Source organism: Heliomicrobium modesticaldum Ice1 (assembly GCF_000019165.1).
GTDB lineage: Bacteria > Bacillota > Desulfitobacteriia > Heliobacteriales > Heliobacteriaceae > Heliomicrobium > Heliomicrobium modesticaldum.
On the sequence record NC_010337.2, the window covers coordinates 1,125,001 to 1,148,408 of the forward strand.

Below are 23,408 nucleotides of genomic sequence, written 5' to 3' on the forward strand. Positions count from 1 at the left end.
CGCCGCGACCGTCGCCGGTGACCCTTTGGCGGCGCTGTCGCGGGATGTCGAGGTCGAACCGGCGGATACATCCTGGCAGCAGCCTGGCTCGTCAAGAGCAGGGCGAACCAGGAAAAGTCCGCGTGGACTAAAAAGCACGCAAGAGAAGCAACTGTTTGATTTTGAGGGACCTAAACACTGGGTTTAGAGGAAAAATGTACAGGTTGATCAGGATTGACCGGTATGATAGACTCTGAATTCCGGTGAGCGGACAGACGACGGTACGCCGCAGCGAGCGGCGATGGCCGGAAATGTTCGTGACGGTCGTTCCTCACAATTAAAGATGATCCGGTGACAATGGCGGAGAGGTCACACCCGTTCCCATCCCGAACACGGCAGTTAAGCTCTCCAGCGCCGATGGTACTTGGGACGGTGGTCCCCGGGAGAGTAGGACGTTGCCGGATCAGCCGGGAAACCGGCAGGCCCGACAGTCTGCGCAGCGATGCCCGGACAGCAGCGGGTCAACATGGGGCTATAGCTCAGCTGGGAGAGCGCTTGAATGGCATTCAAGAGGTCAGCGGTTCGATCCCGCTTAGCTCCACCATACCAATAAATCTTTCCTGCCGCCTTTACGGTGGCGCCCTTTGCTCCTTGAAAACTGCACAGAGGATAGTAAAGCGCAAGCGGTTATGGTCGAAGCGATCGATGCCGCCGTTTTGCAGACTTTTTTAGATGGTCATGCTTCTAAGGGCTCGTCTATACGAGACGTTTAGATAGCGTGATCCAGACAAGAGGTTTTGACGAGCGACGGATAAAACGCAACGACAATAATCGATTATAAGGTCAAGTTAGTAAGGGCATACGGCGGATGCCTAGGCGCTGAGAGGCGAAGAAGGGCGCGGACAGCTGCGAAAAGCCACGGGGAGTCGCAAGCAGGCCTCGATCCGTGGATACCCGAATGGGGCAACCCACTTGGAGTCATATCCAAGTATCCCACGCTGAATCGATAGGCGTGGGAGGCCAACCCGGGGAACTGAAACATCTCAGTACCCGGAGGAAAAGAAATCAACCGAGATTCCCTCAGTAGCGGCGAGCGAAAGGGGAAGAGCCTAAACCGCCTCTTCGGAGGCGGGGTTGCGGGACCTTCACCATGTCCCAATTGTCTTAGTCGAAGTGGTCTGGAAAGGCCCGGCACAGCAGGTAACACCCCTGTAGGCGAAAAGGCGAGACGGATAGAAGGGATCCCAAGTACCGCGGGGCACGTGAAATCCCGTGGGAATCCGGGGGGACCACCCTCCAAGGCTAAATACTCCTCAGCGACCGATAGTGCACAAGTACCGTGAGGGAAAGGTGAAAAGCACCCCGGAAGGGGAGTGAAAGAGAACCTGAAACCGTATGCTTACAAGCAGTCAGAGCGGTTTAACCGTGATGGCGTGCCTTTTGTAGAATGAACCGGCGAGTTGCGGTCACGAGCAAGGTTAAGGCAAAAAGCCGAAGCCGAAGCGAAAGCGAGTCTGAACAGGGCGCATAGTTCGTGGCTGCAGACCCGAAACCGGGTGATCTACCCATGTCCAGGGTGAAGCGGAGGTAAAACTTCGTGGAGGCCCGAACCGACCGACGTTGAAAAGTCGGCGGATGAGGTGTGGGTAGGGGAGAAATTCCAATCGAACCCGGAGATAGCTGGTTCTCCCCGAAATAGCTTTAGGGCTAGCCTCGGGATTAGAATGCGGGAGGTAAAGCGCTGATAGGGCTAGGGGCCTTCACCGGTTACCGAACCCTGTCAAACTCAGAATGCCCGCATTTATGCCCGGGAGTCAGACGGCGAGTGCTAAGATCCGTCGTCAAGAGGGAAACAGCCCAGACCGACAGCTAAGGCCCCCAAGTGCCTGTTAAGTGGAAAACGATGTGGCGTTGCCCAGACAACCAGGATGTTGGCTTAGAAGCAGCCATCATTGAAAGAGTGCGTAATAGCTCACTGGTCGAGTGACGCTGCGCGGAAAATGACACGGGGCTAAACAGGCCGCCGAAGCTTCGGCAAGACGTAAGTCTTGGGTAGGGGAGCGTTCCTTGGGCGTAGAAGTTCAGCCGGAAGGCTGGGTGGAGCGCAAGGAAGTGAGAATGCCGGTATGAGTACGCGAAAAGGCAGGTGAGAATCCTGCCCGCCGCAAGCCTAAGGTTTCCTGGGGAAGGCTCGTCCGCCCAGGGTAAGTCGGGACCTAAGCCGAGGCCGAAAGGCGTAGGTGATGGACAACAGGTGGAGATTCCTGTACCACGTTGGATCGTTTGACCGATGGGGGGACGCAGGAGGATAGGTGAACCATGCCGCTGGTCGAGCATGGCCAAGGACGGTAGCGGAGCGATAGGCAAATCCGTCGCTCATCAACGCGAAGGTCTGATGGGGAGCGAACCTTAGTAGCGAAGTCACTGATTCCAGACTGCCAAGAAAAGCCTCTAGGGAGAGACAACGTGCCCGTACCGCAAACCGACACAGGTAGGCGAGGAGAGAATCCTCAGGCGCGCGAGCAAACCCTCGTTAAGGAACTCGGCAAAATGACCCCGTAACTTCGGGAGAAGGGGTACTCCGGCGAGCTATTTAATCGTAGCATCGAAGGAGTCGCAGTGAAGAGGCCCAGGCGACTGTTTAGCAAAAACACAGGTCCCTGCCAAACCGCAAGGTGACGTATAGGGGCTGACGCCTGCCCGGTGCTGGAAGGTTAAGGGGAGAGGTTAACGCTTTGAACCGAAGCCCCAGTAAACGGCGGCCGTAACTATAACGGTCCTAAGGTAGCGAAATTCCTTGTCGGGTAAGTTCCGACCCGCACGAAAGGCGTAACGATCTGGGCACTGTCTCAACGAGGGACTCGGCGAAATTGATCTACCCGTGAAGAAGCGGGTTACCTGCGATAGGACAGAAAGACCCCGTAGAGCTTTACTGTAGCCTGACATTGGATTTTGGTGTGTTTTGTACAGGATAGGTGGGAGACGTGGAAGCCAGGCCGCCAGGTTTGGTGGAGTCGCCGGTGGGATACCACTCTGAATGCACTGAAGTTCTAACCTGGCGCCCTGAAGCGGGCGCAGGGACCCTGTCAGGTGGGCAGTTTGACTGGGGCGGTCGCCTCCTAAAAGGTAACGGAGGCGCCCAAAGGTTCCCTCAGACTGGTTGGAAATCAGTCTAAAGAGTGCAAAGGCATAAGGGAGCTTGACTGCGAGACAGACAAGTCGAGCAGGGACGAAAGTCGGGCTTAGTGATCCGGCGGTATGTGAGTGGAAATGCCGTCGCTCAACGGATAAAAGCTACCTCGGGGATAACAGGCTTATCTCCCCCAAGAGTCCACATCGACGGGGAGGTTTGGCACCTCGATGTCGGCTCATCGCATCCTGGGGCTGAAGTAGGTCCCAAGGGTTGGGCTGTTCGCCCATTAAAGCGGTACGTGAGCTGGGTTCAGAACGTCGTGAGACAGTTCGGTCCCTATCCATCGCAGGCGGAGGAAGTTTGACGGGAGCTGCCCCTAGTACGAGAGGACCGGGGTGGACCGACCGCTGGTGTCCCAGTTGTCGTGCCAACGGCAGCGCTGGGTAGCTATGTCGGGAGCGGATAAGCGCTGAAAGCATCTAAGCGCGAAACCGACCCAAAGATGAGACTTCCCACTCGAAAGAGGTAAGACCCCAGGAGGATGACCTGGTAGATCGGCCCGAGATGTACGCGCCGCGAGGCGTTCAGTCGACGGGTACGAATCGGTCGAGGACTTGACCTTCCTTGCTGCTTTACGACAGATACCCTCTGTGTAGTTTTGAGGGAGAAGCCCACTGCTTTATGGCGAAGCGGTGGGCTTTTTGCATTTGTAGGGATCTTTCTTTCTACGACACAATCGGAGAATGATCAATTTCCAGATGCAGTCCTATTTCAGTGAACAGCCATGCCTTCGAATAGACAACCATGCCCTCTAGCTGGGCATTTAGGATTACACAAGGATTAAAAATATCACTTAAAAAGCGTTTCATTCTCTAACAAAATTCGATACAATTTTTCCGAGGAGATCATATTTGTAATTTTGAGGACAATCTGACAGCATGGGGATGAGCAAGCACATCATGGAGGATCAGACAAAAGAACAGAAGTGCCGACTGGTGCCGATGGGAGACAGTTGTTGGCTCATTCAGTTTGAACAAGAGATCTCCCCGGAAATCAACATCCAGGTGCATGCCATGGCGGCGGCGCTGGCGCAAGCGAAGCATCGTTGGATACGGGAGATCGTCCCCACTTATTGCACATTGGCCGTCTATTACGATCCGATGCAAATTGACGCTCACGACGTCGAATGCTACCTATGGGCGGAACTGGCGCTGCTGAATGAAAAGGGCAGCACCATGTCTTTGACCTGGGATGTGCCTGTTCTCTACGGTGGGGAATGGGGGCCTGATCTGACGTCATTGGCGCTGCGCAGCGGTCTGAAAACAGATGAGGTGATCGCCCTCCACGCGAACAGGACCTATCACCTGTATATGCTCGGGTTTGTGCCGGGTTTTTGCTACCTGGGGAAGGTGCCCGCCAAGATCGCTGCGCCACGCCACGCCAAACCGAGAAAGGCTGTGCCTGCCGGTTCGGTCGGCATCGCCGGCGAACAGACCGGCATGTACCCCATCGAGGCGCCGGGCGGTTGGCAGATCATCGGCCGCACGCCGGTAAAACTCTATGATCCGCGCAGGGAAACGCCGGTGCTTATGCGCCCCGGCGACCGTGTTCGCTTTCGCCCCATCGATCTCGCCACCTACCAATTTTTACACCAAAAGAGCAAATCGGGCTGGCAGCTGACGCCGGTGGAGGGGACGAGCAACAGTGACAGTACAGGTCATCAAGGGCGGCTTATTAACTACCGTCCAAGATATGGGGCGTCATGGCCATCAGGCATCCGGGATGCCCGTCGCCGGAGCCATGGACACCTTTTCCTTGCAAGCAGCCAACCTGCTGGTCGGCAATGATCCGGGTGCGGCGGCCTTGGAGATTACACTGGTCGGGCCGCAACTGCGTTTTTTATCAACGGCGGTCATCGCCGTCACCGGCGGCGATTTATCTCCAGCAGTGGATGGCAATCCCCTGCCCATGTGGGAAAACGTGCTGATAGAAGCGGGCAGTCTATTGACCTTCGGTGCACCGCGCAGCGGCTGCCGGGCCTATCTGGCTGTGGCCGGCGGATGGGCTGTCGAACCGGTAATGGGCAGTCGTTCCACCTACGTGAAGGGTCAGATCGGTGGCTATCAGGGCCGGGCGCTGAAGGCTGGCGATACGCTTTTGCACTACCGAGGAAAGGATTTTAACCAAATCGGGTATCGCATTATGCAGGCAGAGTGGGTTCCCCGCTACAAGACAGATGTCTCCGTTCGGGCGATCGTGGGTCCCCAGGCTGATTTTTTTTCGTCCGTCATGCGGGAACGCTTTTTCTCAGCAGATTTCTGCATCTCCCCTCTATCGGATCGGATGGGCTATCGCTTGGAAGGTCCGTCGATTCAATCGGTTATGGAAAAAGAGATGATCTCCGACGCCACCGCTTTGGGAGCGGTGCAGGTTCCACCTGACGGTCAGCCCATCCTGTTGATGGCCGATCGGCAGACCACCGGCGGCTATCCCAAGATCGCTACCGTCATCACCGCCGACATCCCCTTGCTGGCCCAAGCGCAGGCCGGTCACCAAGTTCGTTTTGTCCCTTGTACCCTTGGCGAGGCGCGGGCTGCGCTGCGTCAGCAGGCAGAAGTCCTTCGTTCACGCATCATTGCGCGACGATTGTCGCCGCCGGAGGTATCATAAACGATGCGGATTGACCTCAACTGTGATATCGGCGAAAGCTTTGGTGCCTACCGGATCGGCTGTGACGCTGAGATGATCGCCATCGCCTCATCTGTCAACATCGCTTGCGGCTTTCACGGCGGCGATCCCGATGTGATGGCGGTCACAGTGGAACGGGCCTTGCAGTCTGGCGTAGCCATCGGCGCCCATCCCGGCTTTCCCGACCTGGCCGGCTTCGGTCGCCGGGAGATGCGCCTCCGGCCGTCTGAGGTGACCAACCTGATCATCTATCAGATCGGGGCGTTGCAGGCATTCGTGCAGGCCGCCGGCGGAAGGCTTCACCATGTCAAACCGCACGGCGCCCTTTACAACATGGCTGCTGTCGATGACGAATTGGCGGCGGCGGTTGCGCTGGCCGTAAAAAGGGTCGATCCGCAACTCGTTCTCTACGCCCTCGCCGGCTCCTGCCTCGTTGAAACAGCAAAAAGGCTGGGGCTGACGGTGGCGCAGGAGGCTTTTGTCGACCGGGCTTACCGATCTGACGGCACACTGGCGCCGCGCAACCTCGCTGGCGCGGTAATCACAGATCCGGAGACGGCTGGCACGCGGGCGGTGGCGATGGTGAAGACCGGCTGCATTCCATCGATGGATGGCGACCTGATCCGGATCGACGCGGACACGCTCTGCCTGCACGGCGACAACCCGGGCGCCGCCGCCATAGCCAAGGCGGTGCGGGCTTCTTTGGAAACAGCGGGGATCGCCGTGAAAGCAGGCTTTGAAAGGACCTGACCATGCAAGAATAGGGAATGCAATATATGGACACCAATAGGACGACTGCCTAAAGAAAAGTTGGGAGACGAAACAGATATATGAAAAGATGCGAAAAAGGAAGAGAAGAAGAGATATCCAGATCTTAATTGGTCTGTTTCAATCATTTTTCCTGTTTTCGATGAGTGACAGGATAAGAAAACAGGGCTATCTTTATATCATAACTTAGAGGACTCTTCTGCTAAGTGGCATAGAGGCCATTTTGGAGCGAACGCTTCAAGATGGCTTTTTTTGTTTTACCCTTCTCATTTTACCCTTCTTTTTCTAAGAACGCGAAAAGGGGGATTCGGGAGAGATGAAGGCAACTGCCCAAGAGGGCAAACCCTCTTTAGAGCGCGCCGCCATGATGCTTGCCATGAGTGAGACGAGAGAAAAAGAATACCGCCTTCGCCAGTACTACGGAGAAGAGATGGGACTGGCCTGCGTCGTCACCGAAGTGGGGGGCACCGTCAGCGCCTTGCAGAGCACCGGCAAAGTGACGAATTCCGTCATCGCCGCCGCCATCAACGCCAACGTCATCGAAGCAAAATCGGAGTTCGTCCACGCCGTGCTGCACGCCACCGTCGATGCGATGAAAGGGATTTTTCTCGAAACAGCCAACAACGCCAGCTTAGCCTTGAAAATCAGCATCATCTCCGACGGCAGATGGGTGGCCGTCGGGATCTTCGGAAAGTCATCCGTCCACTCTCTCACCGAACACAGCCGGGTTGGGTTGGGATACATGCACCTTTAGGTGAGGAACCTTTTTCAGTCATAAGGAGTCCAGCAGGTCAAGTAAGCGGAGAGAGTGTCATTCGCAGAGTGAGCTTTTCGCAGACATAGCGTAGCGCACAACTTCATAGGAAATCGGGCGCCACCCCTTCTGCGGGGTTGGAGTGTTTACAGCGGATGAGAGAGCCTTTGGTCAATAAAAACCAAGGGCTCTTTCTGTTTCTCCGGCGGGGGTTTTTTCCTGACCACATAAGGAGGTGATGCTACGGTTTCCATCTTCGAGGGTTTCCCAAACCGTCACTGTCCCCCAATAAAAAAGAGGAGGCGTTGATTCCATGAAAATGATCCGTGCCATCGTCCGGCCGGAAAAAGCCGAAGTCGTCGCGGAGGCCCTGGCCCAGGCGGGTTTGACCTCTCTCACGAAAATGCACGTCTTTGGTCGCGGCAAAACCAAAGGGATGCGCATCGGCGACGTCGTCTATGACGAATTCCCCAAAACGATGCTCCTGATGGTCGTCGATGATGAGAATGTCGAGAAAGCCGTCGATGTGATCATCGAAGCCGGGAAAACCGGTTCCATGGGTGACGGCAAGATCTTCGTCACCCCGGTGGAAGAGGCCTACACCGTACGTACGGGGGCAAGGGGGTTGTAATTGTTATGAAAGAAATCGTCGCCTTCATCCGGCGCCACCAGCTACCGGCCACGAAAAAGGCCCTGGAAGAGGCCGGCTTCCCGGCCCTCACCATCCAAAGCGTGGAAGGCCGGGGACGACAAAAGGGCATCGGCGGTTGGGCCGCCGAGATCGATCCGGAACTGAACAGCTTTGCCTCTGCGGCCCTGCAGCGCATGGAGCCGGAGATCAAATGGATTCCCAAGCGCATGCTGACCATCATCGTCCAGGATGATCAGGTCTCGGCAGCGGTGGACGCCATCGTGGTGGCCAACAAAACCGGTCATATCGGTGACGGTAAAATCTTCGTCTGCCCCCTGCAGGAAGTGGTCCGCCTGCGGACCCAAGAGCGGGGCTGCGACGCCGTCATCTAATCTCATCCACGGAAGACGGAAGGAGGAATCCCCATGCGGCAGATCGCCATTTACGGAAAAGGTGGCATCGGCAAGTCCACCACCACGCAAAACACCGTTTCCGCTTTGGCGGAGATGGGCAAAAAGGTCATGATCGTCGGCTGCGACCCCAAAGCCGACTCGACCCGTCTGATCCTGCACTCCAAAGCGCAGGCCACCGTCATGGACCTGGCTCGTGAGAAAGGCACCGTTGAAGACCTCGAACTGAGTGACGTGCTCCTCACCGGTTTTGCCGACATCCGCTGCGCCGAGTCGGGCGGCCCGGAACCGGGCGTCGGCTGCGCCGGCCGCGGCGTCATCACCGCCATCAACTTCCTCGAAGAAAACGGCGCCTACACCCCGGACCTCGATTATGTCTTCTATGACGTTCTCGGCGACGTCGTCTGCGGTGGTTTCGCCATGCCGATTCGCGAAAACAAAGCCCAAGAGATCTACATCGTCACCTCCGGCGAAATGATGGCCATGTACGCCGCCAACAACATCGCCCGCGGCATCCTCAAGTACGCCTCCTCCGGCAAGGTCCGTCTCGGCGGCCTGATCTGCAACAGCCGGAAGGTTGACAAGGAATACGAACTGATCGACGAGTTGGCCACCCGCCTGGGTACCCAGATGATCCACTTCCTGCCTCGCGACAACCAAGTCCAGCGGGCCGAGCTGCGCCGGATGACCGTCATCGAGTACTCCCCCGATCATCCGCAAGCTGATGAATACCGCGCCCTGGCCAAGAAAATCGACGAAAACAAAAAACTCGTCATCCCCACACCGCTCACCATGGACGAACTGGAAGACCTGCTCATCCAGTACGGCATCCTGGAAGACGAGGAAACGGCGGCCGCCAAGCTCGGCTAAGACCACATCAACGCAACGAATTTCTCGACCATCTACATCGCCTTCGCAGAATACGCAGAAAGCTACTTTTTTATAAACCCTGACATCTCTTCTCGATGACCGGCAATGTCCTCCGAATGCTACTTACGCGACGAAAACACCCAATTTTAGAAAGGAAAGAGGTGTAGCTTCATGGCTGAACAGCAGGATCTGAAGGGATATGCCAGCAGAGCGATGGTCGACGAGGTCCTCTCTGCCTATCCCGAAAAAGTTCAGAAGATGCGCGCCAAGCACATCACCGTCAAGGAAGAGGGCTGCGCCTCCTGCTCGATTCGATCCAACGCCAAGACAGTCCCCGGCCTGATGACCGCCCGCGGTTGCGCCTTCGCCGGCGCCAAAGGCGTCGTCTTCGGACCGGTGAAAGATATGGTGCACATCTCCCACGGACCGGTTGGCTGCGGCTACTACTCCTGGGGCAACCGCCGGAACCTGGCGGAAGGCACCCTGGGTGTCGATAACTTCGTTCCCTTCCAGTTCACCTCCGACTTCACCGAAGGCGACATCGTCTACGGCGGCGACAAGAAGCTGGAGCAACTCTGTCGGGAAGTCAAAGCACTCTTCCCGACTGTTAAAGGCATCTCCGTCATGTCCGAATGCCCCGTCGGCCTCATCGGCGACGATATCGAGAGCGTCTCCAAGCGGATGAGCAAGGAACTGGGCATCCCCATCGTCCCGGTCCGCTGCGAAGGCTTCCGTGGCATCAGCCAGTCCCTCGGCCACCACATCGCCAACGACGCGATACGCGACCACCTGCTGGCCAAAAAGGAACGTCCCGATCCCGGCCCCTATGACGTCTCCCTCATCGGCGACTACAACATCGGCGGCGACGCCTGGGCATCCATCAAGATTCTCGAAGAGATGGGCCTGAAGGTGCGCAACATCTGGACCGGCGACGCCACCGTCGAGATGCTGCAAACGGCCCATCAGGTGAAGCTGAACCTCATCCACTGCTACCGCAGCATGAACTACATCTGCAAACACATGGAAGAGGAATACGGGATCCCCTGGGTGGAGTTCAACTTCTTCGGCCCCACTAAGATCAAAGAATCGATCCGCAAAATCGCCGCTTTCTTCGACGAGACCATCCAAGAGAAAGCGGAAGCGGTCATCGCCAAGTACGATCCCCTCATGCAAGCCGTCATCGACAAGTACCGCCCGCGTCTGGAAGGCAAAAAGGTCATGCTCTACGTCGGCGGCCTCCGTCCCCGTCATGTCATCGGCGCCTACGAAGACCTGGGCATGGAAGTTGTCGGCACCGGTTACGAGTTTGCCCACAAAGACGACTATGACCGCACCTTCCCCATGATGGGCGACAACACCGTCATCTATGACGACGTGACCGCTTTCGAGTTTGAAGAGTTCGTCAACCGCATGCGGCCCGACCTGATCGGCTCCGGGATCAAGGAAAAGTACGTCTTTGAAAAGATGGGCTACCCCTTCCGCCAGATGCACTCTTGGGATTATTCCGGTCCCTACCACGCCTATGACGGTTTCCCCATCTTCGCCCGTGACATGGATATCGCCCTGAGCAGCCCCACTTGGGGACTGGCCAAGGTGCCCTGGCAAAAAGACGCGAAGGAGGTGCGCAAATGAGTGAGAACACCTGCGCCTACAGGCAATCCAAAGAAGAGGTGGCCGAATGGCTGAATTCGCCCGAATACCGGGAGATGAACTTCAACCGCAAAGCCCTGTCCATCAACCCCTCCAAAGCCTGCCAGCCCCTCGGCGCCCTCCTTTGCGCCCTTGGCATCGAGGGCTGCCTCCCCTTCGTCCACGGTTCGCAAGGCTGCGCCGCCTACTTCCGCAACACCCTGAACCGTCACCTGCGCGAGCCTGTTCCCACCGTCTCCGACTCGATGACCGAAGACTCGGCCGTCTTCGGCGGTCAAGCCAACCTGATCGAAGGTCTGAAAAACGCCTACCAGGTCTATAAGCCCCAGATGATCGCTGTCTTCACCTCCTGCATGGCCGAGGTTATCGGCGACGACCTGAACGCCTTTATCGCCAACGCCCGCAACGCCGGCTCGGTGCCCCGGGACTTCCCCATCGCCTTCGCCCAGACGCCCTCCTTCGTGGGCTCTCACATCACCGGTTGGGACAATATGTTCAAAGCCCTGCTCCAGTCCTTGGCCGACCCGCGCCATGGCAGATGGACCAACGGCCGCCTCTATGTGGTCCCTGGCTTTGACGCCTACCCCGGCAACCTGCGCGAATACAAGCGCCTCGTATCGGCCATGGGCATCCCCATGACGATGCTGCCTGACGCCACCGAAGCGATGGATTCGCCCCACACCGGTGAGTACCGGATCTACCCCGGCGGCACGCCTATGGCGGAACTGGCGGACGCCCTGAACGCCTCCGGCTTCATCTTCATGCAGCGCTACTCCACCGTCGGCAGCTACAAGTTCGTCAAAAACGTCCAGAAGATCAACACGGAAGTGGTCACCATGCCCATCGGTATCAACAACACCGACAAGTTCCTCATGGCCCTGCAAGAGATGACCGGCAAGCCGATCCCGGCAGAATTGGAAAAAGAGCGCGGCCGTGCCGTCGACTCGGCCATCGACGCCCATCCGTACATCCACGGCAAGCGTTTCGCCCTGTTCGGCGACCCCGACCTGCTCCTGGGCCTCACCGGCTTCCTGCTCGAAATGGGCGGCATCCCGGCCCACATCGTTTGTACCAACGGCACCGAGCAGTTCCGCAAGGACATCCAAGCGGTGCTCGACGCCAGCCCCTTCGGCAAGGACTGCGGCGTCCATGTCGGCCGCGACCTCTGGCATATGCGCTCGCTGCTGATGACGGAGCCTGTCGACATGCTGATCGGCGACTCCCACGGCAAGTTCAACGCCAAGGACGCCAACATCCCCTTGGTCCGCATCGGCTTCCCGATCATGGACCGCGTCAACCTGCACCGGAGCCCCATCGTCGGCTACCAAGGCGCCATCAACCTGGTCACCATGATCGCCAACACCTTCATAGACCAAGTCGACTGCACCTGCCCGGACCGTCTCTTCGAACTGATGCGCTGATCCGGTGAACGCCGCAGGTGAAGGGGTGGTAGAAGCTCCGGTGGCGGGAAGCCGCCACCGGAGTCGCTCCCTTCGACGCCCCATCTGCCATGGCAATGGGGCCGAGAAAAAAGCGACGATTTTTCAGTGCAACGTGTGCCTCCTCACAGAAGCCTGCACAAAAGAGCCACCTAGAGAAAAGAACCAGCGAAAAACAGTTCTTTGACTGAGAAAAAGTGGAATAGGGGGTGTCGCCGGTGTTCGTCAATCTGTCCAAGTTAAACCTGCGCGAGGAATGTCCTCTCAGCGACAAGGGCGCGCCCAAGCTCTGCCTGAAAGCGCTGCCCGGGGAAGGCGCCGAGCGCTCCTGCGCCTTCGACGGCGCCCGGGTCGTGCTCATGCCGATCACCGACGCCGCCCACGTCGTCCACGGTCCCATCGCCTGCGCAGGCAATTCCTGGGATAACCGGGGCGCTCGCTCTTCGGGAGCGCAGCTCTACCGCCGGGGGTTGACAACCGACCTGATGGAGATGGACGTCGTCTACGGCGGAGAGAAAAAGCTCATCCAGGCCATCGTCGAAGTCGCCGCGAAGCACCGGCCGAAGGCAGTCTTTGTCTATGCCACCTGCCTGTCAGCTCTGATCGGTGACGACCTGGAATTTGCCTGCCGGCAAGCACAGGCGCAGGTCCCCGTTCCCGTCATCCCCGTCAACGCCCCCGGTTTCCTCGGTGATAAGAACATCGGCAACCGGGTCTCCGGCGAAGTCCTCTTCCAGCAAGTCATCGGCACGGCCGAGCCGGAGGGGAGCCACCCCTTCGCCATCAACTTCATCGGCGAGTACAACATCGCCGGCGACCTCTGGGGCGTCCTGCCCTCCCTTGAAGCCATCGGCGTCAAACTGCAATCCTGCATCAGCGGCGACGCCCGCTTCGACGACCTGCGCACCGCCCACCGGGCCAAGCTGAACATCCTCGTCTGCTCGAAGAGCCTGACCAACCTGGTCAAACAAATGGAAAAGAAATACGGCATCCCCTACATTGAAGGCTCCTTCTATGGGATCCATGACACGAGCAAGACCTTGCGAGCCATCGCCGAAGCCTTCGGCGACGCCGACCTGATCGCCCGGACAGAAGATCACATTCGGCAGAAAGAGGCTGAGACGCGGGCCCTCATCGCGCCCTACAGACAAGGACTCGAAGGCAAGCGGGCTGTCCTCTTCACCGGCGGCGTCAAGACCTGGTCCATGGTCACCACCTTGAAGGAACTGGGCATCGAGGTCCTCGCCGGCGGCACCCAGAACTCGACCCCGGAAGACTTCCTGCGCATGAAGGCCCTCATGGATCCGGAAGCCCACATCATCGAAGACACCAGCGCCGCCGGGTTTTTGACCCTGATCAAAGAAAAAGCGCCCGACCTGATCGTGGCGGGCGGCAAGACGAAATACCTGGCCCACAAGACGCGGACCCCTTTTCTCGACATCAACCACGGACGCAACCTGCCCTACGCCGGCTATAACGGCATGATCACCTTCGCCAAGGCCGTCGCCCGCACCGTCTTCAGCCCCGTCTGGGAAAAAATGCAAAAACCCTTTCCGGCAGGAGGTGACGTGCCATGATGCAGCCGCGATCCAGTGTCAATGCCGACCTTGCGATGGATAACGTGGTCGCAAAGGCCGCCAACGCCACTGAGGATGTAAAAGCTGGCAGTGCCAGCGCTGCCCCGGCCGTCACCCCGCGAAGCTACACCGGCAATCCCCAGAAAAACAGCCCCGCCCTCGGCGCTACCCTCGCCTACATGGGCGTCGACGGACTGTTAGCCCTCTTGCACGGCTCCCAGGGATGCTCCACTTTCATCCGGCTCCAGTTGTCGCGCCACTTTAAAGAACCGGTACCGCTTAACTCGACAGCCCTTTTAGAGGAAACGGCTATTTTTGGCGGCTGGGAACATCTCAAAAAGGGCATCGCCAAAGCGGCCGACAAGTTTAAGCCGCGCATCATCGGCGTCATGAGCTCCGGCCTGACGGAAACCTTCGGCGATGACATGGGAAGCGCCTGGTCCACCCTGCGGCAGGAACGGCCCGACTTGAGCGGCCTGCCAGTGGTTCTGGCCAAGACACCTGATTATATCGGTTCGTTGCAAGAAGGCTATCAGCGCACCGCCTTGGCCCTCGTAGAAACGCTGGCTAAGGATTCTGCGCCGCAGGAAGCGAAGACAATCGCCCTCTTACCTGGCGCCCATCTCACCCCGGCTGACGTGGAAGAACTGAAAGACATGGTGAGCCTCTTTGGACTGACACCGCTTGTTCTGCCGGATATCTCTACATCCTTGGACGGTCACTCCGAGATCGACCCGGCGCCGGTCGTACAGGGCGGCATCACCTTAGAGGAGATCCGCCGTATCCCCGGCTCTGTGGCCGCCTTCTCCTTCGGCCCCAGCATGGCCGTCGTCGGCGAGGCGCTCCAGCGGATGCACGGCGTGCCCCATTTGGCCGTCCACTCCTTGACAGGGTTGGACGCCGTCGACCTCTTCGTCCTCACACTGTGCCAAATCTCGGGACGGCCCATCCCGGAGCGGCTGCTCCGGCAACGGAGCCGCCTGTTGGATACACTGGCCGACTACCACGACCAGATCGGCCAGAAAAAAATCGCCCTGGCCCTCGAATCGGACCTCCTGCTGAGCTTAGCCGGCTGCCTCGCCGAATTCGGCGCCGTCATCCAGACCGCCTTGGCCGCCTCGGCTCCTGAACCGAGCGCGGTCCCTCCCGGCATCCCCGTCGCCGTCGGCGATCTGGAACACCTGGAGGAGATGGCCGCCGGCAGCCACCTGATCATCGCCAACTCCAATGCCCGCCAGGCGGCTCTGCCGCTGAAAATCCCCCATCTGCGCGCCGGCCTTCCCGTCTTCGACCGGGCTGGCATGCCTCAAACGGTCTGGATCGGCTACCGGGGAACCCAGCGATTCCTCATCGACTGCCTGAACGCCATGGCTGTGTAAGGAGGGCCTCCTATGCTCGTTGCTTTTGCCACTGGAAGCCAGACCTGCATCGATGCCCACTTCGGGCTCGCTCCCGCCTTCGCCATCTACGATGTCACCGCTGAAGCGATTGTGTCAAAGGGAATGGTCTACTGCCCGCAAGAGTTCGCCTCGGAGGCGGACAAAGAGGACAAGGTTGAAACCCGCATGCAGATCCTGCACGGCTGTACCGTCGCCTACTGCACCAGCATCGGCGGCCCGGCAGCGGCCCGCCTGGTTCAGAGCGGGATCCACCCGCTGAAAGTGCCCGAAGGAACGGTCATCGAAGACGAACTGAAGCGCCTGCAGACCTTGCTGGCCGGTTCCCCGCCGCCGTGGCTGCGCAAACGGCTTCAACAAGAGAAGAGGCTGAAGGAGGACTAACAGATGGCTACCTTCATCGGATTGACCTACGGCGGTCAGGAATGGACCCCCAAATTCGTCGAAGCGATCGACCCCATGAAATGCATGGGCTGCGGCCGCTGCATCAAGGTGTGCGCCCAAGGCGCCCTCGGTATCACTACCTTCACGGACGAAGACGACATGCAGCGCATGATCGCCATCATCGCTGACAAGAACCGCTGCATCGGCTGCCAGGCCTGCGGCAGGACCTGCGCCAAGCGCTGCTTCACCTTCGCGCCAAAAGAGATCGAAGGCTGAAGCGAGGGGAGTCGCCTCTCATCGGTGGGAAAGGACAGGTTTCCCATCACCTGACGATAACAGGATGAATCGGAAAGAGGTGTGAAGCATGGGCTGTCTCGGATCTTGCGCTGGAAACCCAAAAGAGTCGACCCTTCGCCACCCCTGTTTTTCACCTCAGGGTCACGGTAAAGCCGGGCGCATCCACCTGCCGGTGGCGCCGAGCTGCAACATCGGCTGTGGATACTGTGTGCGCAAGTTCGACTGCGCCAACGAGTCCCGCCCCGGCGTCACCAGCCGGGTGATCACGCCGGAACAAGCCCTCTGGCGCGTCGAACAGGCGCTGGCCTCCGATATCGGCCCCTACCTCAACGTGGTCGGCATCGCCGGCCCCGGAGAACCGCTGGCCAACGAAAACACCTTCAAGACCTTCCGCCTGATTCAGGAGCATTATCCGCACTTGATCAGTTGTGTCAGCTCCAACGGTCTGTTGCTCGCCGATCGCCTCGACGATCTGGTGAAGCTCAACGTCTCTCACATCACGGTGACGATGAACACAGTCGACCCGGCCATCGGCGCGCGTATCTACCGCCATGTGCGCTATCAGGGACAAAGGCTGACCGGGGAGGCGGGCGCCGCCTTGCTCATCGAGCGGCAACTGGACGGCATCGAAAGGGCGGCCGCCGCCGGACGGACCGTCAAAGTCAATACGGTCGTCATCCCGGGCCTGAACGATGACAAGGTTGCAACGCTTGCCCGGGAAGTGAAGCGCCGCGGGGCCAGGCTGCTCAATCTCATGCCCCTGATCAACCAGGGTGATTTCGCCGATTGGGTGCCGCCGACGCCGGCCCTGTTGCAGAAGCTGCAACAAATAGCGTCCGCCATCCTGCCCCAACTGACCCACTGCCGCCAGTGCCGCGCCGACGCCATCGGATGGATATAAGGGTAAGGGGGCGTTGTCATGCGCCAACGGGTTTGGTTGATGGATACGACGCTGCGCGACGGCGAGCAAACGCCGGGCGTGGCTTTTTGCCCACAGGAAAAAGCACTGCTGGCTCGGCGCCTCGCCGAAGCGGGCGTCCACGAAATTGAAACGGGCGTGCCCGCCATGGGAGAAGATGAACAGGAGACCATCGCCCGCATCGTCAAGTTGAACCTGCCGACGCGGGTGACCACCTGGAACCGGGCTGTCATCTCCGATCTGGAAGCGAGCCTCAACTGCGGCGTCCGCAGTGTTGCCATCTGCCTTCCCTCTTCGGATCAGCAGATCACCCAGAAACTGCGCCAAAGCCGCCAGTGGGTCCTCGACCAGATGGGCGCCTGTGTCCGCCGGGCCAAGGCGGAAGGGCTTTATGTGGTGATCGGCCTAGAAGACGCCAGCCGGGCCGATCCCCAGTTTTTGATCCAACTGGGCCTGGAAGCGGAGCGCCTCAAAGTGAACCGGCTGCGCATCTCCGACACGCTGGGCATCCTCGACCCCATCCGCACCTTCAACCTCTTTGACCGCCTGACGTCATCGCTCTCCATTCCGTTGGAGATCCATGCTCACAATGACCTGGGTATGGCCACGGCCAACACGGTGTCGGCCATCCAGGCAGGCGCCAAAGCGGCCAGCGTCACCGTCTGCGGGCTCGGTGAGCGGGCCGGCAACGCCCCCCTGGAAGAGGTGGCTCTCGCCCTGCGCCAGTGCTGCGCTGCCGATACGCGCATCAACCTGGCGCTGTTGCCGGCGCTCTGCCGGCTCGTCAGTTGGTCCACACGTCGGCCCATCCCCTTCTCCAAGCCTGTTGTGGGCCGCGACGCCTTCACGCACGCCTCATCCATTCATGTAGATGGACTGAATAAAGACCGTTCCAATTATGAAGCCTATCCGCCCGAGTATGTGGGTCGCCGCCACCGCATCGCCTTTGGCAAATACAGCGGGCGAAAACTTTTGGCTGAACTGCTCAAGGCCCAGGGACATGACCTGGACCAGGAGGAGATGACCCAATTGCTCTTGAACGTGCGCCAACTCAGCCAAGTCTTGAAGCGCCCCCTGCGCCAGCACGACATCGTCGACCTCATCTTTGGTGAGACGTCTGCACAAAGGGACATGCGTGCCTGAGAAACCGCCTGTCGACCTGTCACCTCCTGACCGACCATGGAATACATTGCCATTGAAAAAACCAAAGTGGCAAGGAGAGATGGTCATGGACAGCGCCTATACCCTTTCCCCCGCCTATCGTCCCATGATGTGCGACAGGCTTTGCGGTATGATCGGCCAAGAGGTGACCGCCGAGGTCCGCCATCCCGAGGGCGTGCGGACCTACAGGGGCCGTCTCGTCTCTGTGGGGGACGATTATATCGAATTGGAGATGGAGGATTCCCGACCGACGGCGCAAAGAAACGACGCGGTCACAGAAGTCATGGCAGGCGGAGAAGCCTATCCCTCTGAAGAAACGATGACGGCGGAAGCGGTCATGGCACCGGAAGAGATGACGGCTGTAGAAACGATGGCGGGAGATACCGTGCAAGCGGAACAGTTTTTCTACCCGCCCTACCGCTACCCCTATCGCTTTCCCTATCGTCGGCCCTTCTACGGGCCGGGATTTGGACCGGGACCATTTTACCGCACCTTCATCCCTCTTTTCCTCTTGACGTCCTTGTTGGCCCGTACCGGCTATTACTACTGATGCATGGAATGTCAGCCGTTCCCCGCCGGCGTCAGTGATGCGTCGCGACCGGCTGATTGCCATAGGTAACCCTCACCCCAACCTCATCGGTCTTGATCACAGGCCACGTCCGGAACGGATCGTTCCAGGGCGTTTTTTTTTTTGGATCCCCGGGGGGAGCTGCGGACACAACCGATTGCACGGAACCCCCTCAAAACAGGGCAACGGACGTCCCAGTCATGCAGTCCAAACAGACCGGGCCTTTCGGCTGTAAGGGCAAAACGTTCAGAAAGTCAACCGTCTACGAAATGATCAGAATGCAACTATGCTGTTGGAGGCGAGCGGTGTTGCTTTCCAATAAGGCGCATAAGGCTCGAGAGGGAGATTTGCCCTTTTTAGGCGCTGGAGATTTCCCTGGCCTGTCCTTGTCCGCACCTGATGGATCATGTAAAATACAGGGGTAGTCACTGAGCGACTACCTTTTTTACATCGTTTTGGGAAGAATATTCGGGGCGACCCCCGGCGCGGGAGGCCAAAAGGGTGCCCAATCACGCGCAGGAGGGGATTTACGAATGACGACAGAAACAGGAACCTGGACAGTGAAAAAAGGCCTGGCCGAGATGCTCAAGGGCGGCGTGATCATGGATGTCACCACGCCGGAGCAGGCCAAGATCGCCGAGGAAGCCGGCGCCTGCGCCGTCATGGCGCTGGAGCGCGTGCCGGCTGATATCCGCGCCGCTGGCGGGGTGGCCCGCATGGCTGACCCGACGGTGATCCTGCGGATCATGGACGCTGTCACCATCCCGGTCATGGCCAAAGCCCGCATCGGCCACTTTGTCGAGGCTCAGGTGCTGGAGTCGCTGGGCATCGACTACATCGATGAGTCGGAAGTGCTGACGCCGGCCGATGATCTGTTTCATATCAACAAAAACGACTTCAAGGTGCCCTTCGTCTGTGGCGCCCGCAACCTGGGAGAGGCACTGCGGCGCATCGGCGAAGGCGCGGCCATGATCCGGACGAAAGGCGAGCCCGGCACCGGCAACGTGGTGGAAGCCGTGCGTCATGCCCGTCAGGTCATGAGCGAGATCCGCAAACTGACGACCCTGCCCAAGGAAGAGCGCATGTCCTTCGCCAAGGAGATCGGCGCCCCCTACGAACTCGTCTGCTTGGTGGCCGAGACAGGCCGCCTGCCCGTGGTCAACTTTGCCGCCGGCGGCATCGCCACCCCGGCTGACGCCGCCTTGATGATGCAGCTGGGCGTCGATGGCGTCTTCGTCGGCTCAGGCATCTTCAAATCGGGCGACCCTATCCGCCGGGCCAAGGCCATCGTGGCCGCCACGACCCATTACAACGACCCGAAGGTCATCGCCGAGGTGTCCAAAGACCTGGGCGAGCCGATGGTGGGCATCGAGATCCCGACCATCCCGGCGGAACAGCGCATGCAAGAGCGCGGTTGGTAGTCGGGGTCATGACCGAAGGCACGAACAAAAAGGGAGTTCCCATCAATAAAGCAGCCGATACAGAAAAAAAAGCGCTCACCATCGGCGTCCTGGCGATGCAAGGCGCCTTTCGCGAGCATGAGCAGATGTTGCGCTCCCTCGGCTGTGTCGTCGTGCAGGTGCGAAAGCCCGAGCAACTGTCCCGGTTGGACGGGCTGATTCTGCCTGGCGGCGAGAGCACCACCATCGGCAAGCTGATGGCCGATTTCGGCCTCGATGGGGCGATCCGGGAGCGGGCCGCTGCGGGGATGCCCCTCTGGGGCACCTGCGCTGGCTTGATCCTGCTGGCCCAGCGGATCGAGCGGTCAGCGCAGAAGCGCCTCGGCCTCATGGACATCACCGCCGTGCGCAACGCCTTCGGCCGCCAGGTCGACTCCTTCGAGATCGCCCTCGATATCCCGGTCCTTGACGGGCTCGATGCCCTCAGTACGGATGGCGTTGACGAGACGGCTATTGCTGATAAGACCGTCGATGCGAAGGAGACTGTCGATGCGAATCGGACCGGCGGCCACATCCGCAGGGGGGCCTTTCCTGCCGTTTTCATCCGCGCGCCCTACATCGCCGAGGCGGGGCCGGATGTGCAGATCTTGGCTCGCCACGAAGGCAAAGCTGTGCTGGCCCGCCAGGGACACCTCTTGGCTGCGGCCTTCCACCCCGAATTGACGACAGACGACCGGATGCACCGCTATTTTCTCAAGATGGTGGCGGAACGGGCGTGATCAGGGACGCGATGGATCGGCCGTCGCATTTCCCTTGCAAAGGCGCTGCCGCGCAGCTATCGTGACTCGTGAGAAGGTCACAGGCTTCTTGTTTTCCTGGGTTTTTGTCATCGAAAGGAGAAGCAATGGCTATTGCAATCGCCAACGGTGTTCGCCTGAGCTATGAGGTCTATGGCCCCGAAGAAGCGCCGGCGTTGCTCTTCACCCATGGAGCCGGCTGGGATCACCGACAGTGGCTGCCCCAGGTGGAGCCCTTCAGCCGTCACTACCGCGTCATCCTCTGGGATGTCCGGTTTCACGGTCGCTCAGGCTGCTGTGACCTTGCCGACCTGGACGACTTCAGCCGCGACCAGATGGCCCTTTTGGACCACCTCGGCGTCGAGCAGGCTGTCCTCGTCGGCTGCTCCATGGGGGGGCACATCTCCCTGCGGACGGCCATCTTGTATCCTGAACGGGTGGCGGCTCTCGTCCTGATGGGCACGCCGGTGACGAGCGCCTACAACTGGCGAAACCGCTTAGCCATCACCCTGCAGGAAGGTTCGCTGAAAAAGTTTTTCAGCGAGTTGATCGACATCTCCCTGCAGGGCTTCTCCTTCTTCTTTTACGGACTCACTCTGCGTTTCGCCACCATGGAAAAGATTGCAAGCATGCATGCCAAAGGGCTCAGCCTCTTTCACCCCGACTTAGAGGAGTACTTCTACGGCGTGACGGTGCAGCACCCCAAAGAGCGCTGGAACCTGATCTGGGAGATCGCCTGCCGCATGGAGACGCTGGCCGACCTCTCCAAGGTTGCTTGTCCGACCCTGGTCATCGAAGGCGACGCCGACTGGATGATGCGTCGCCAACACCGATTCATCTGCGAGGCCATCCCCCAGGCCTGCCACCGGCTGATCCCTGACGCCGGCCATGCCACCAACCTGGACAACCCCGAAGCGGTCAATGATTGTATTGCCGATTTTTTGCGGCAGACCCTGTTGCGAGATTGCGCCCAAAAGCAGCGGCGGCAGCTTGCGGGCGCCGGCTGCTAGCCAATCGTCACCGGCTGCCGAGAATTGCCCTAATTTTTTAACATAAAAAGTCTTGTCAATCATCCACGCCTGTGCTACACTCCATGGTAACGTCCTCACCTTGGAAGAAGCGATGACGGGGAACAGTAATCGGAGAAAAGGCACAGAAAGTTGGCGGTTGATGCGAGCCAACCCGAGGATCCGGTGAATTTCCACCCCTGAGCTGGCGGCGATGAGCCGGCCCGGTCATGTCCGTTATGCATGTCGAGCGGGCCTTTCCTGACGGAAAGGTCAAGCAGGGTGGCAACACGGGTCACAGCCTCTCGTCCCTGACACAACAGTCATGGAGCGAGGGGTTTTTTATATTTTATCCTCTGCATACACGATCAGGGCGCCACAAAGGGCGCAAGGTACCAAAGGAGGCGCACTCTTTTTGTTTGAAAAAGAATATCTGATGCTTCCCGGACCGACGCCTGTTCCGCCTCGGCTCCTGCGGGCGCTGTCGGAACCGCTGATCAACCACCGGGGGCCGAGTTTCAAGCGCCTCATCGACGAAGTCACCGAAGGCATCAGGTATGCCTACCAGACAAAAAACGACGTCCTCATCCTGCCTTCTTCCGGGACGGGCGGCATGGAGGCGGCCATCGTCAACTTCCTGTCCCCCGGCGACAAGGTCCTCGCCCTTTCCATCGGCGCCTTCGGCGATCGCTTCGCCACCATCGCCCAGACCTACGGATGCATCGTCGACAAGGTGGACTTCGAATGGGGCACCGCTGTCGACCTGAACGTGGTCAAGGCGAAACTGGCCGCCGATGTGAACAAGGAATATAAAGCCATCCTGGTCACCCACAACGAAACGTCCACCGGCGTCTGCAACGACCTCAAAGGCCTCAGCGAGATCCGTGGCGACCACCCCGCCTTGATCCTCGTTGACTCCGTTTCCGGCCTTGGCGTCATGGAAGTGAAGACCGACGAGTGGGGCCTCGACGTTATCGTCACGGCCGCCCAAAAAGGCTTCATGATCCCGCCGGGCGTCGCCTTCGTCTCCGTCAGCCCTCGGGCTTGGGCGGCTTATGAGAAATCGACAGCCCCCAAGTTCTACTGGGACCTCGGCTCCGCCAAGAAGTTTCTCGAAAAAGGCCAGACCCCGGTCACCCCGGCCATCCCGCAACTGACAGGCCTTCGAGAAGCGCTCCAGCTCTTTCGGGAAAAAGGCAGGGAGGCTGTCTTCGCCAAGCAGCGCTACCTGCGGGACATCACCCGCGCCGGCGTGAAAGCCCTCGGGCTGAAACTGCTGGCTGATGACGCCGTCGCCTCCGCCGCCGTCACCGCCGTCTGGGCGCCCGAAGGCATCGAGGCCAAGGCCATCAACAAGAGGATGCGCGAAGCACACAATGTGGTCCTTGCCGGCGGTCAGAAGAAGCTGGAGAACAAGATCTTCCGCATCGGCCACCTCGGGTATGGGCAGCACCTCGACGTCCTGGCCACCGTCGCCGCCCTGGAGATGACCCTCAAAGAACTCGGCTACCCTGTTGAACTGGGCGCCGGCGTCAAGGCAGCACAAGAAGTCATTATGTCAAGAAAGGGGCTACTCTAA

20 protein-coding genes, 1 tRNA gene, 2 rRNA genes and 1 other annotated feature are annotated in these 23,408 nt (G+C 59.2%); all 23 genes read left to right on the forward strand.

Annotated elements, in window-relative coordinates; genetic code table 11:
- Positions 1–326: 326 nt before the first annotated feature.
- The 23 genes from rrf (at position 327) to HM1_RS05100 (ending at position 23,408) form a co-directional block, all read left to right on the forward strand.
- A 5S ribosomal RNA gene (gene rrf / locus HM1_RS04990) occupies positions 327–443 on the forward strand.
- 64 nt (positions 444–507) lie between these two features.
- Positions 508–583 (forward strand) — tRNA-Ala (locus tag HM1_RS04995).
- Positions 584–820: 237 nt separating this feature from the next.
- Positions 821–3,734, forward strand: a 23S ribosomal RNA gene (locus tag HM1_RS05000).
- 322 nt (positions 3,735–4,056) lie between these two features.
- Positions 4,057–4,959: a 5-oxoprolinase subunit PxpB gene (gene pxpB, locus HM1_RS15100; RefSeq protein ID WP_202943750.1), complete on the forward strand. Its 903-nt coding sequence runs from the start codon at positions 4,057–4,059 to the stop codon at positions 4,957–4,959.
- The gene (locus tag HM1_RS05010; protein WP_202943759.1) at positions 4,865–5,782 is read left to right on the forward strand and encodes a 5-oxoprolinase subunit C family protein; all 918 of its coding nucleotides are present in this window, start codon (positions 4,865–4,867) and stop codon (positions 5,780–5,782) included. Before pxpB ends, HM1_RS05010 begins: the two co-directional genes overlap by 95 nt.
- 3 nt (positions 5,783–5,785) lie before the next feature.
- Positions 5,786–6,550, forward strand: coding sequence for a LamB/YcsF family protein (locus tag HM1_RS05015; protein WP_012282214.1), 765 nt, complete (start codon positions 5,786–5,788; stop codon positions 6,548–6,550).
- Positions 6,551–6,884: 334 nt separating this feature from the next.
- Positions 6,885–7,322, forward strand: coding sequence for a HutP family protein (locus HM1_RS05020; RefSeq protein WP_012282215.1), 438 nt, complete (start codon positions 6,885–6,887; stop codon positions 7,320–7,322).
- A gap of 313 nt (positions 7,323–7,635) precedes the next feature.
- On the forward strand, positions 7,636–7,953 hold the full coding sequence (locus HM1_RS05025) for a P-II family nitrogen regulator (protein ID WP_012282216.1): 318 nt from the start codon (positions 7,636–7,638) through the stop codon (positions 7,951–7,953).
- 5 nt (positions 7,954–7,958) lie between these two features.
- Positions 7,959–8,345, forward strand: a complete 387-nt coding sequence (locus tag HM1_RS05030; protein ID WP_012282217.1) for a P-II family nitrogen regulator — start codon at positions 7,959–7,961, stop codon at positions 8,343–8,345.
- Between the two features lie 33 nt (positions 8,346–8,378).
- On the forward strand, positions 8,379–9,233 hold the full coding sequence (nifH, locus tag HM1_RS05035) for a nitrogenase iron protein (protein ID WP_012282218.1): 855 nt from the start codon (positions 8,379–8,381) through the stop codon (positions 9,231–9,233).
- A 171-nt stretch (positions 9,234–9,404) separates the two neighbouring features.
- Positions 9,405–10,865, forward strand: coding sequence for a nitrogenase molybdenum-iron protein alpha chain (gene nifD, locus HM1_RS05040; RefSeq protein WP_012282219.1), 1,461 nt, complete (start codon positions 9,405–9,407; stop codon positions 10,863–10,865).
- Positions 10,862–12,304 (forward strand): nitrogenase molybdenum-iron protein subunit beta, encoded by a 1,443-nt coding sequence (gene nifK, locus HM1_RS05045; RefSeq protein ID WP_012282220.1) that lies wholly within the window; start codon positions 10,862–10,864, stop codon positions 12,302–12,304. The genes nifD and nifK overlap by 4 nt, the downstream gene beginning before the upstream one ends.
- A gap of 236 nt (positions 12,305–12,540) precedes the next feature.
- Positions 12,541–13,899, forward strand: coding sequence for a nitrogenase iron-molybdenum cofactor biosynthesis protein NifE (gene nifE, locus HM1_RS05050; RefSeq protein WP_012282221.1), 1,359 nt, complete (start codon positions 12,541–12,543; stop codon positions 13,897–13,899).
- Positions 13,896–15,278, forward strand: coding sequence for a nitrogenase iron-molybdenum cofactor biosynthesis protein NifN (gene nifN, locus HM1_RS05055; protein WP_012282222.1), 1,383 nt, complete (start codon positions 13,896–13,898; stop codon positions 15,276–15,278). The genes nifE and nifN overlap by 4 nt, the downstream gene beginning before the upstream one ends.
- Positions 15,279–15,290: 12 nt before the next feature.
- The gene (gene nifX / locus HM1_RS05060) at positions 15,291–15,680 is read left to right on the forward strand and encodes a nitrogen fixation protein NifX (protein ID WP_012282223.1); all 390 of its coding nucleotides are present in this window, start codon (positions 15,291–15,293) and stop codon (positions 15,678–15,680) included.
- 3 nt (positions 15,681–15,683) lie between these two features.
- Positions 15,684–15,956 (forward strand): ferredoxin III, nif-specific, encoded by a 273-nt coding sequence (gene fdxB / locus HM1_RS05065; RefSeq protein WP_012282224.1) that lies wholly within the window; start codon positions 15,684–15,686, stop codon positions 15,954–15,956.
- Between the two features lie 88 nt (positions 15,957–16,044).
- Entirely contained in the window at positions 16,045–16,878 is an 834-nt protein-coding gene (locus HM1_RS05070; protein WP_012282225.1) for a radical SAM protein, read from the forward strand.
- An 18-nt stretch (positions 16,879–16,896) separates the two neighbouring features.
- The gene (gene nifV / locus HM1_RS05075; RefSeq protein WP_012282226.1) at positions 16,897–18,039 is read left to right on the forward strand and encodes a homocitrate synthase; all 1,143 of its coding nucleotides are present in this window, start codon (positions 16,897–16,899) and stop codon (positions 18,037–18,039) included.
- An 85-nt stretch (positions 18,040–18,124) separates the two neighbouring features.
- Positions 18,125–18,607 (forward strand): LSm family protein, encoded by a 483-nt coding sequence (locus HM1_RS05080; RefSeq protein ID WP_012282227.1) that lies wholly within the window; start codon positions 18,125–18,127, stop codon positions 18,605–18,607.
- A gap of 551 nt (positions 18,608–19,158) precedes the next feature.
- On the forward strand, positions 19,159–20,046 hold the full coding sequence (gene pdxS, locus HM1_RS05085; protein ID WP_012282229.1) for a pyridoxal 5'-phosphate synthase lyase subunit PdxS: 888 nt from the start codon (positions 19,159–19,161) through the stop codon (positions 20,044–20,046).
- Positions 20,047–20,054: 8 nt separating this feature from the next.
- Entirely contained in the window at positions 20,055–20,804 is a 750-nt protein-coding gene (gene pdxT, locus HM1_RS05090; protein WP_012282230.1) for a pyridoxal 5'-phosphate synthase glutaminase subunit PdxT, read from the forward strand.
- 125 nt (positions 20,805–20,929) lie between these two features.
- Positions 20,930–21,832: an alpha/beta fold hydrolase gene (locus HM1_RS05095; RefSeq protein ID WP_012282231.1), complete on the forward strand. Its 903-nt coding sequence runs from the start codon at positions 20,930–20,932 to the stop codon at positions 21,830–21,832.
- A gap of 103 nt (positions 21,833–21,935) precedes the next feature.
- Positions 21,936–22,145, forward strand: a binding site (T-box leader).
- Positions 22,146–22,244: 99 nt separating this feature from the next.
- Positions 22,245–23,408: a pyridoxal-phosphate-dependent aminotransferase family protein gene (locus HM1_RS05100; RefSeq protein ID WP_012282232.1), complete on the forward strand. Its 1,164-nt coding sequence runs from the start codon at positions 22,245–22,247 to the stop codon at positions 23,406–23,408.

Excerpts from the sequence above, each read along its gene's own strand:
- HM1_RS05095 (WP_012282231.1), top strand. The coding sequence starts at position 20,930 with ATGGCTATTGCAATCGCCAACGGTGTTCGCCTGAGCTATGAGGTCTAT.
- nifX (WP_012282223.1), top strand. The coding sequence starts at position 15,291 with ATGCTCGTTGCTTTTGCCACTGGAAGCCAGACCTGCATCGATGCCCAC.
- nifD (WP_012282219.1), top strand. The coding sequence starts at position 9,405 with ATGGCTGAACAGCAGGATCTGAAGGGATATGCCAGCAGAGCGATGGTC.
- nifN (WP_012282222.1), top strand. The coding sequence starts at position 13,896 with ATGATGCAGCCGCGATCCAGTGTCAATGCCGACCTTGCGATGGATAAC.
- nifH (WP_012282218.1), top strand. The coding sequence starts at position 8,379 with ATGCGGCAGATCGCCATTTACGGAAAAGGTGGCATCGGCAAGTCCACC.
- pdxT (WP_012282230.1), top strand. The coding sequence starts at position 20,055 with ATGACCGAAGGCACGAACAAAAAGGGAGTTCCCATCAATAAAGCAGCC.
- HM1_RS05010 (WP_202943759.1), top strand. The coding sequence starts at position 4,865 with ATGGGGCGTCATGGCCATCAGGCATCCGGGATGCCCGTCGCCGGAGCC.
- HM1_RS05070 (WP_012282225.1), top strand. The coding sequence starts at position 16,045 with ATGGGCTGTCTCGGATCTTGCGCTGGAAACCCAAAAGAGTCGACCCTT.
- nifK (WP_012282220.1), top strand. The coding sequence starts at position 10,862 with ATGAGTGAGAACACCTGCGCCTACAGGCAATCCAAAGAAGAGGTGGCC.
- HM1_RS05080 (WP_012282227.1), top strand. The coding sequence starts at position 18,125 with ATGGACAGCGCCTATACCCTTTCCCCCGCCTATCGTCCCATGATGTGC.
- HM1_RS05015 (WP_012282214.1), top strand. The coding sequence starts at position 5,786 with ATGCGGATTGACCTCAACTGTGATATCGGCGAAAGCTTTGGTGCCTAC.
- HM1_RS05020 (WP_012282215.1), top strand. The coding sequence starts at position 6,885 with ATGAAGGCAACTGCCCAAGAGGGCAAACCCTCTTTAGAGCGCGCCGCC.
- pxpB (WP_202943750.1), top strand. The coding sequence starts at position 4,057 with ATGAGCAAGCACATCATGGAGGATCAGACAAAAGAACAGAAGTGCCGA.
- HM1_RS05030 (WP_012282217.1), top strand. The coding sequence starts at position 7,959 with ATGAAAGAAATCGTCGCCTTCATCCGGCGCCACCAGCTACCGGCCACG.
- fdxB (WP_012282224.1), top strand. The coding sequence starts at position 15,684 with ATGGCTACCTTCATCGGATTGACCTACGGCGGTCAGGAATGGACCCCC.
- HM1_RS05025 (WP_012282216.1), top strand. The coding sequence starts at position 7,636 with ATGAAAATGATCCGTGCCATCGTCCGGCCGGAAAAAGCCGAAGTCGTC.
- nifV (WP_012282226.1), top strand. The coding sequence starts at position 16,897 with ATGCGCCAACGGGTTTGGTTGATGGATACGACGCTGCGCGACGGCGAG.
- pdxS (WP_012282229.1), top strand. The coding sequence starts at position 19,159 with ATGACGACAGAAACAGGAACCTGGACAGTGAAAAAAGGCCTGGCCGAG.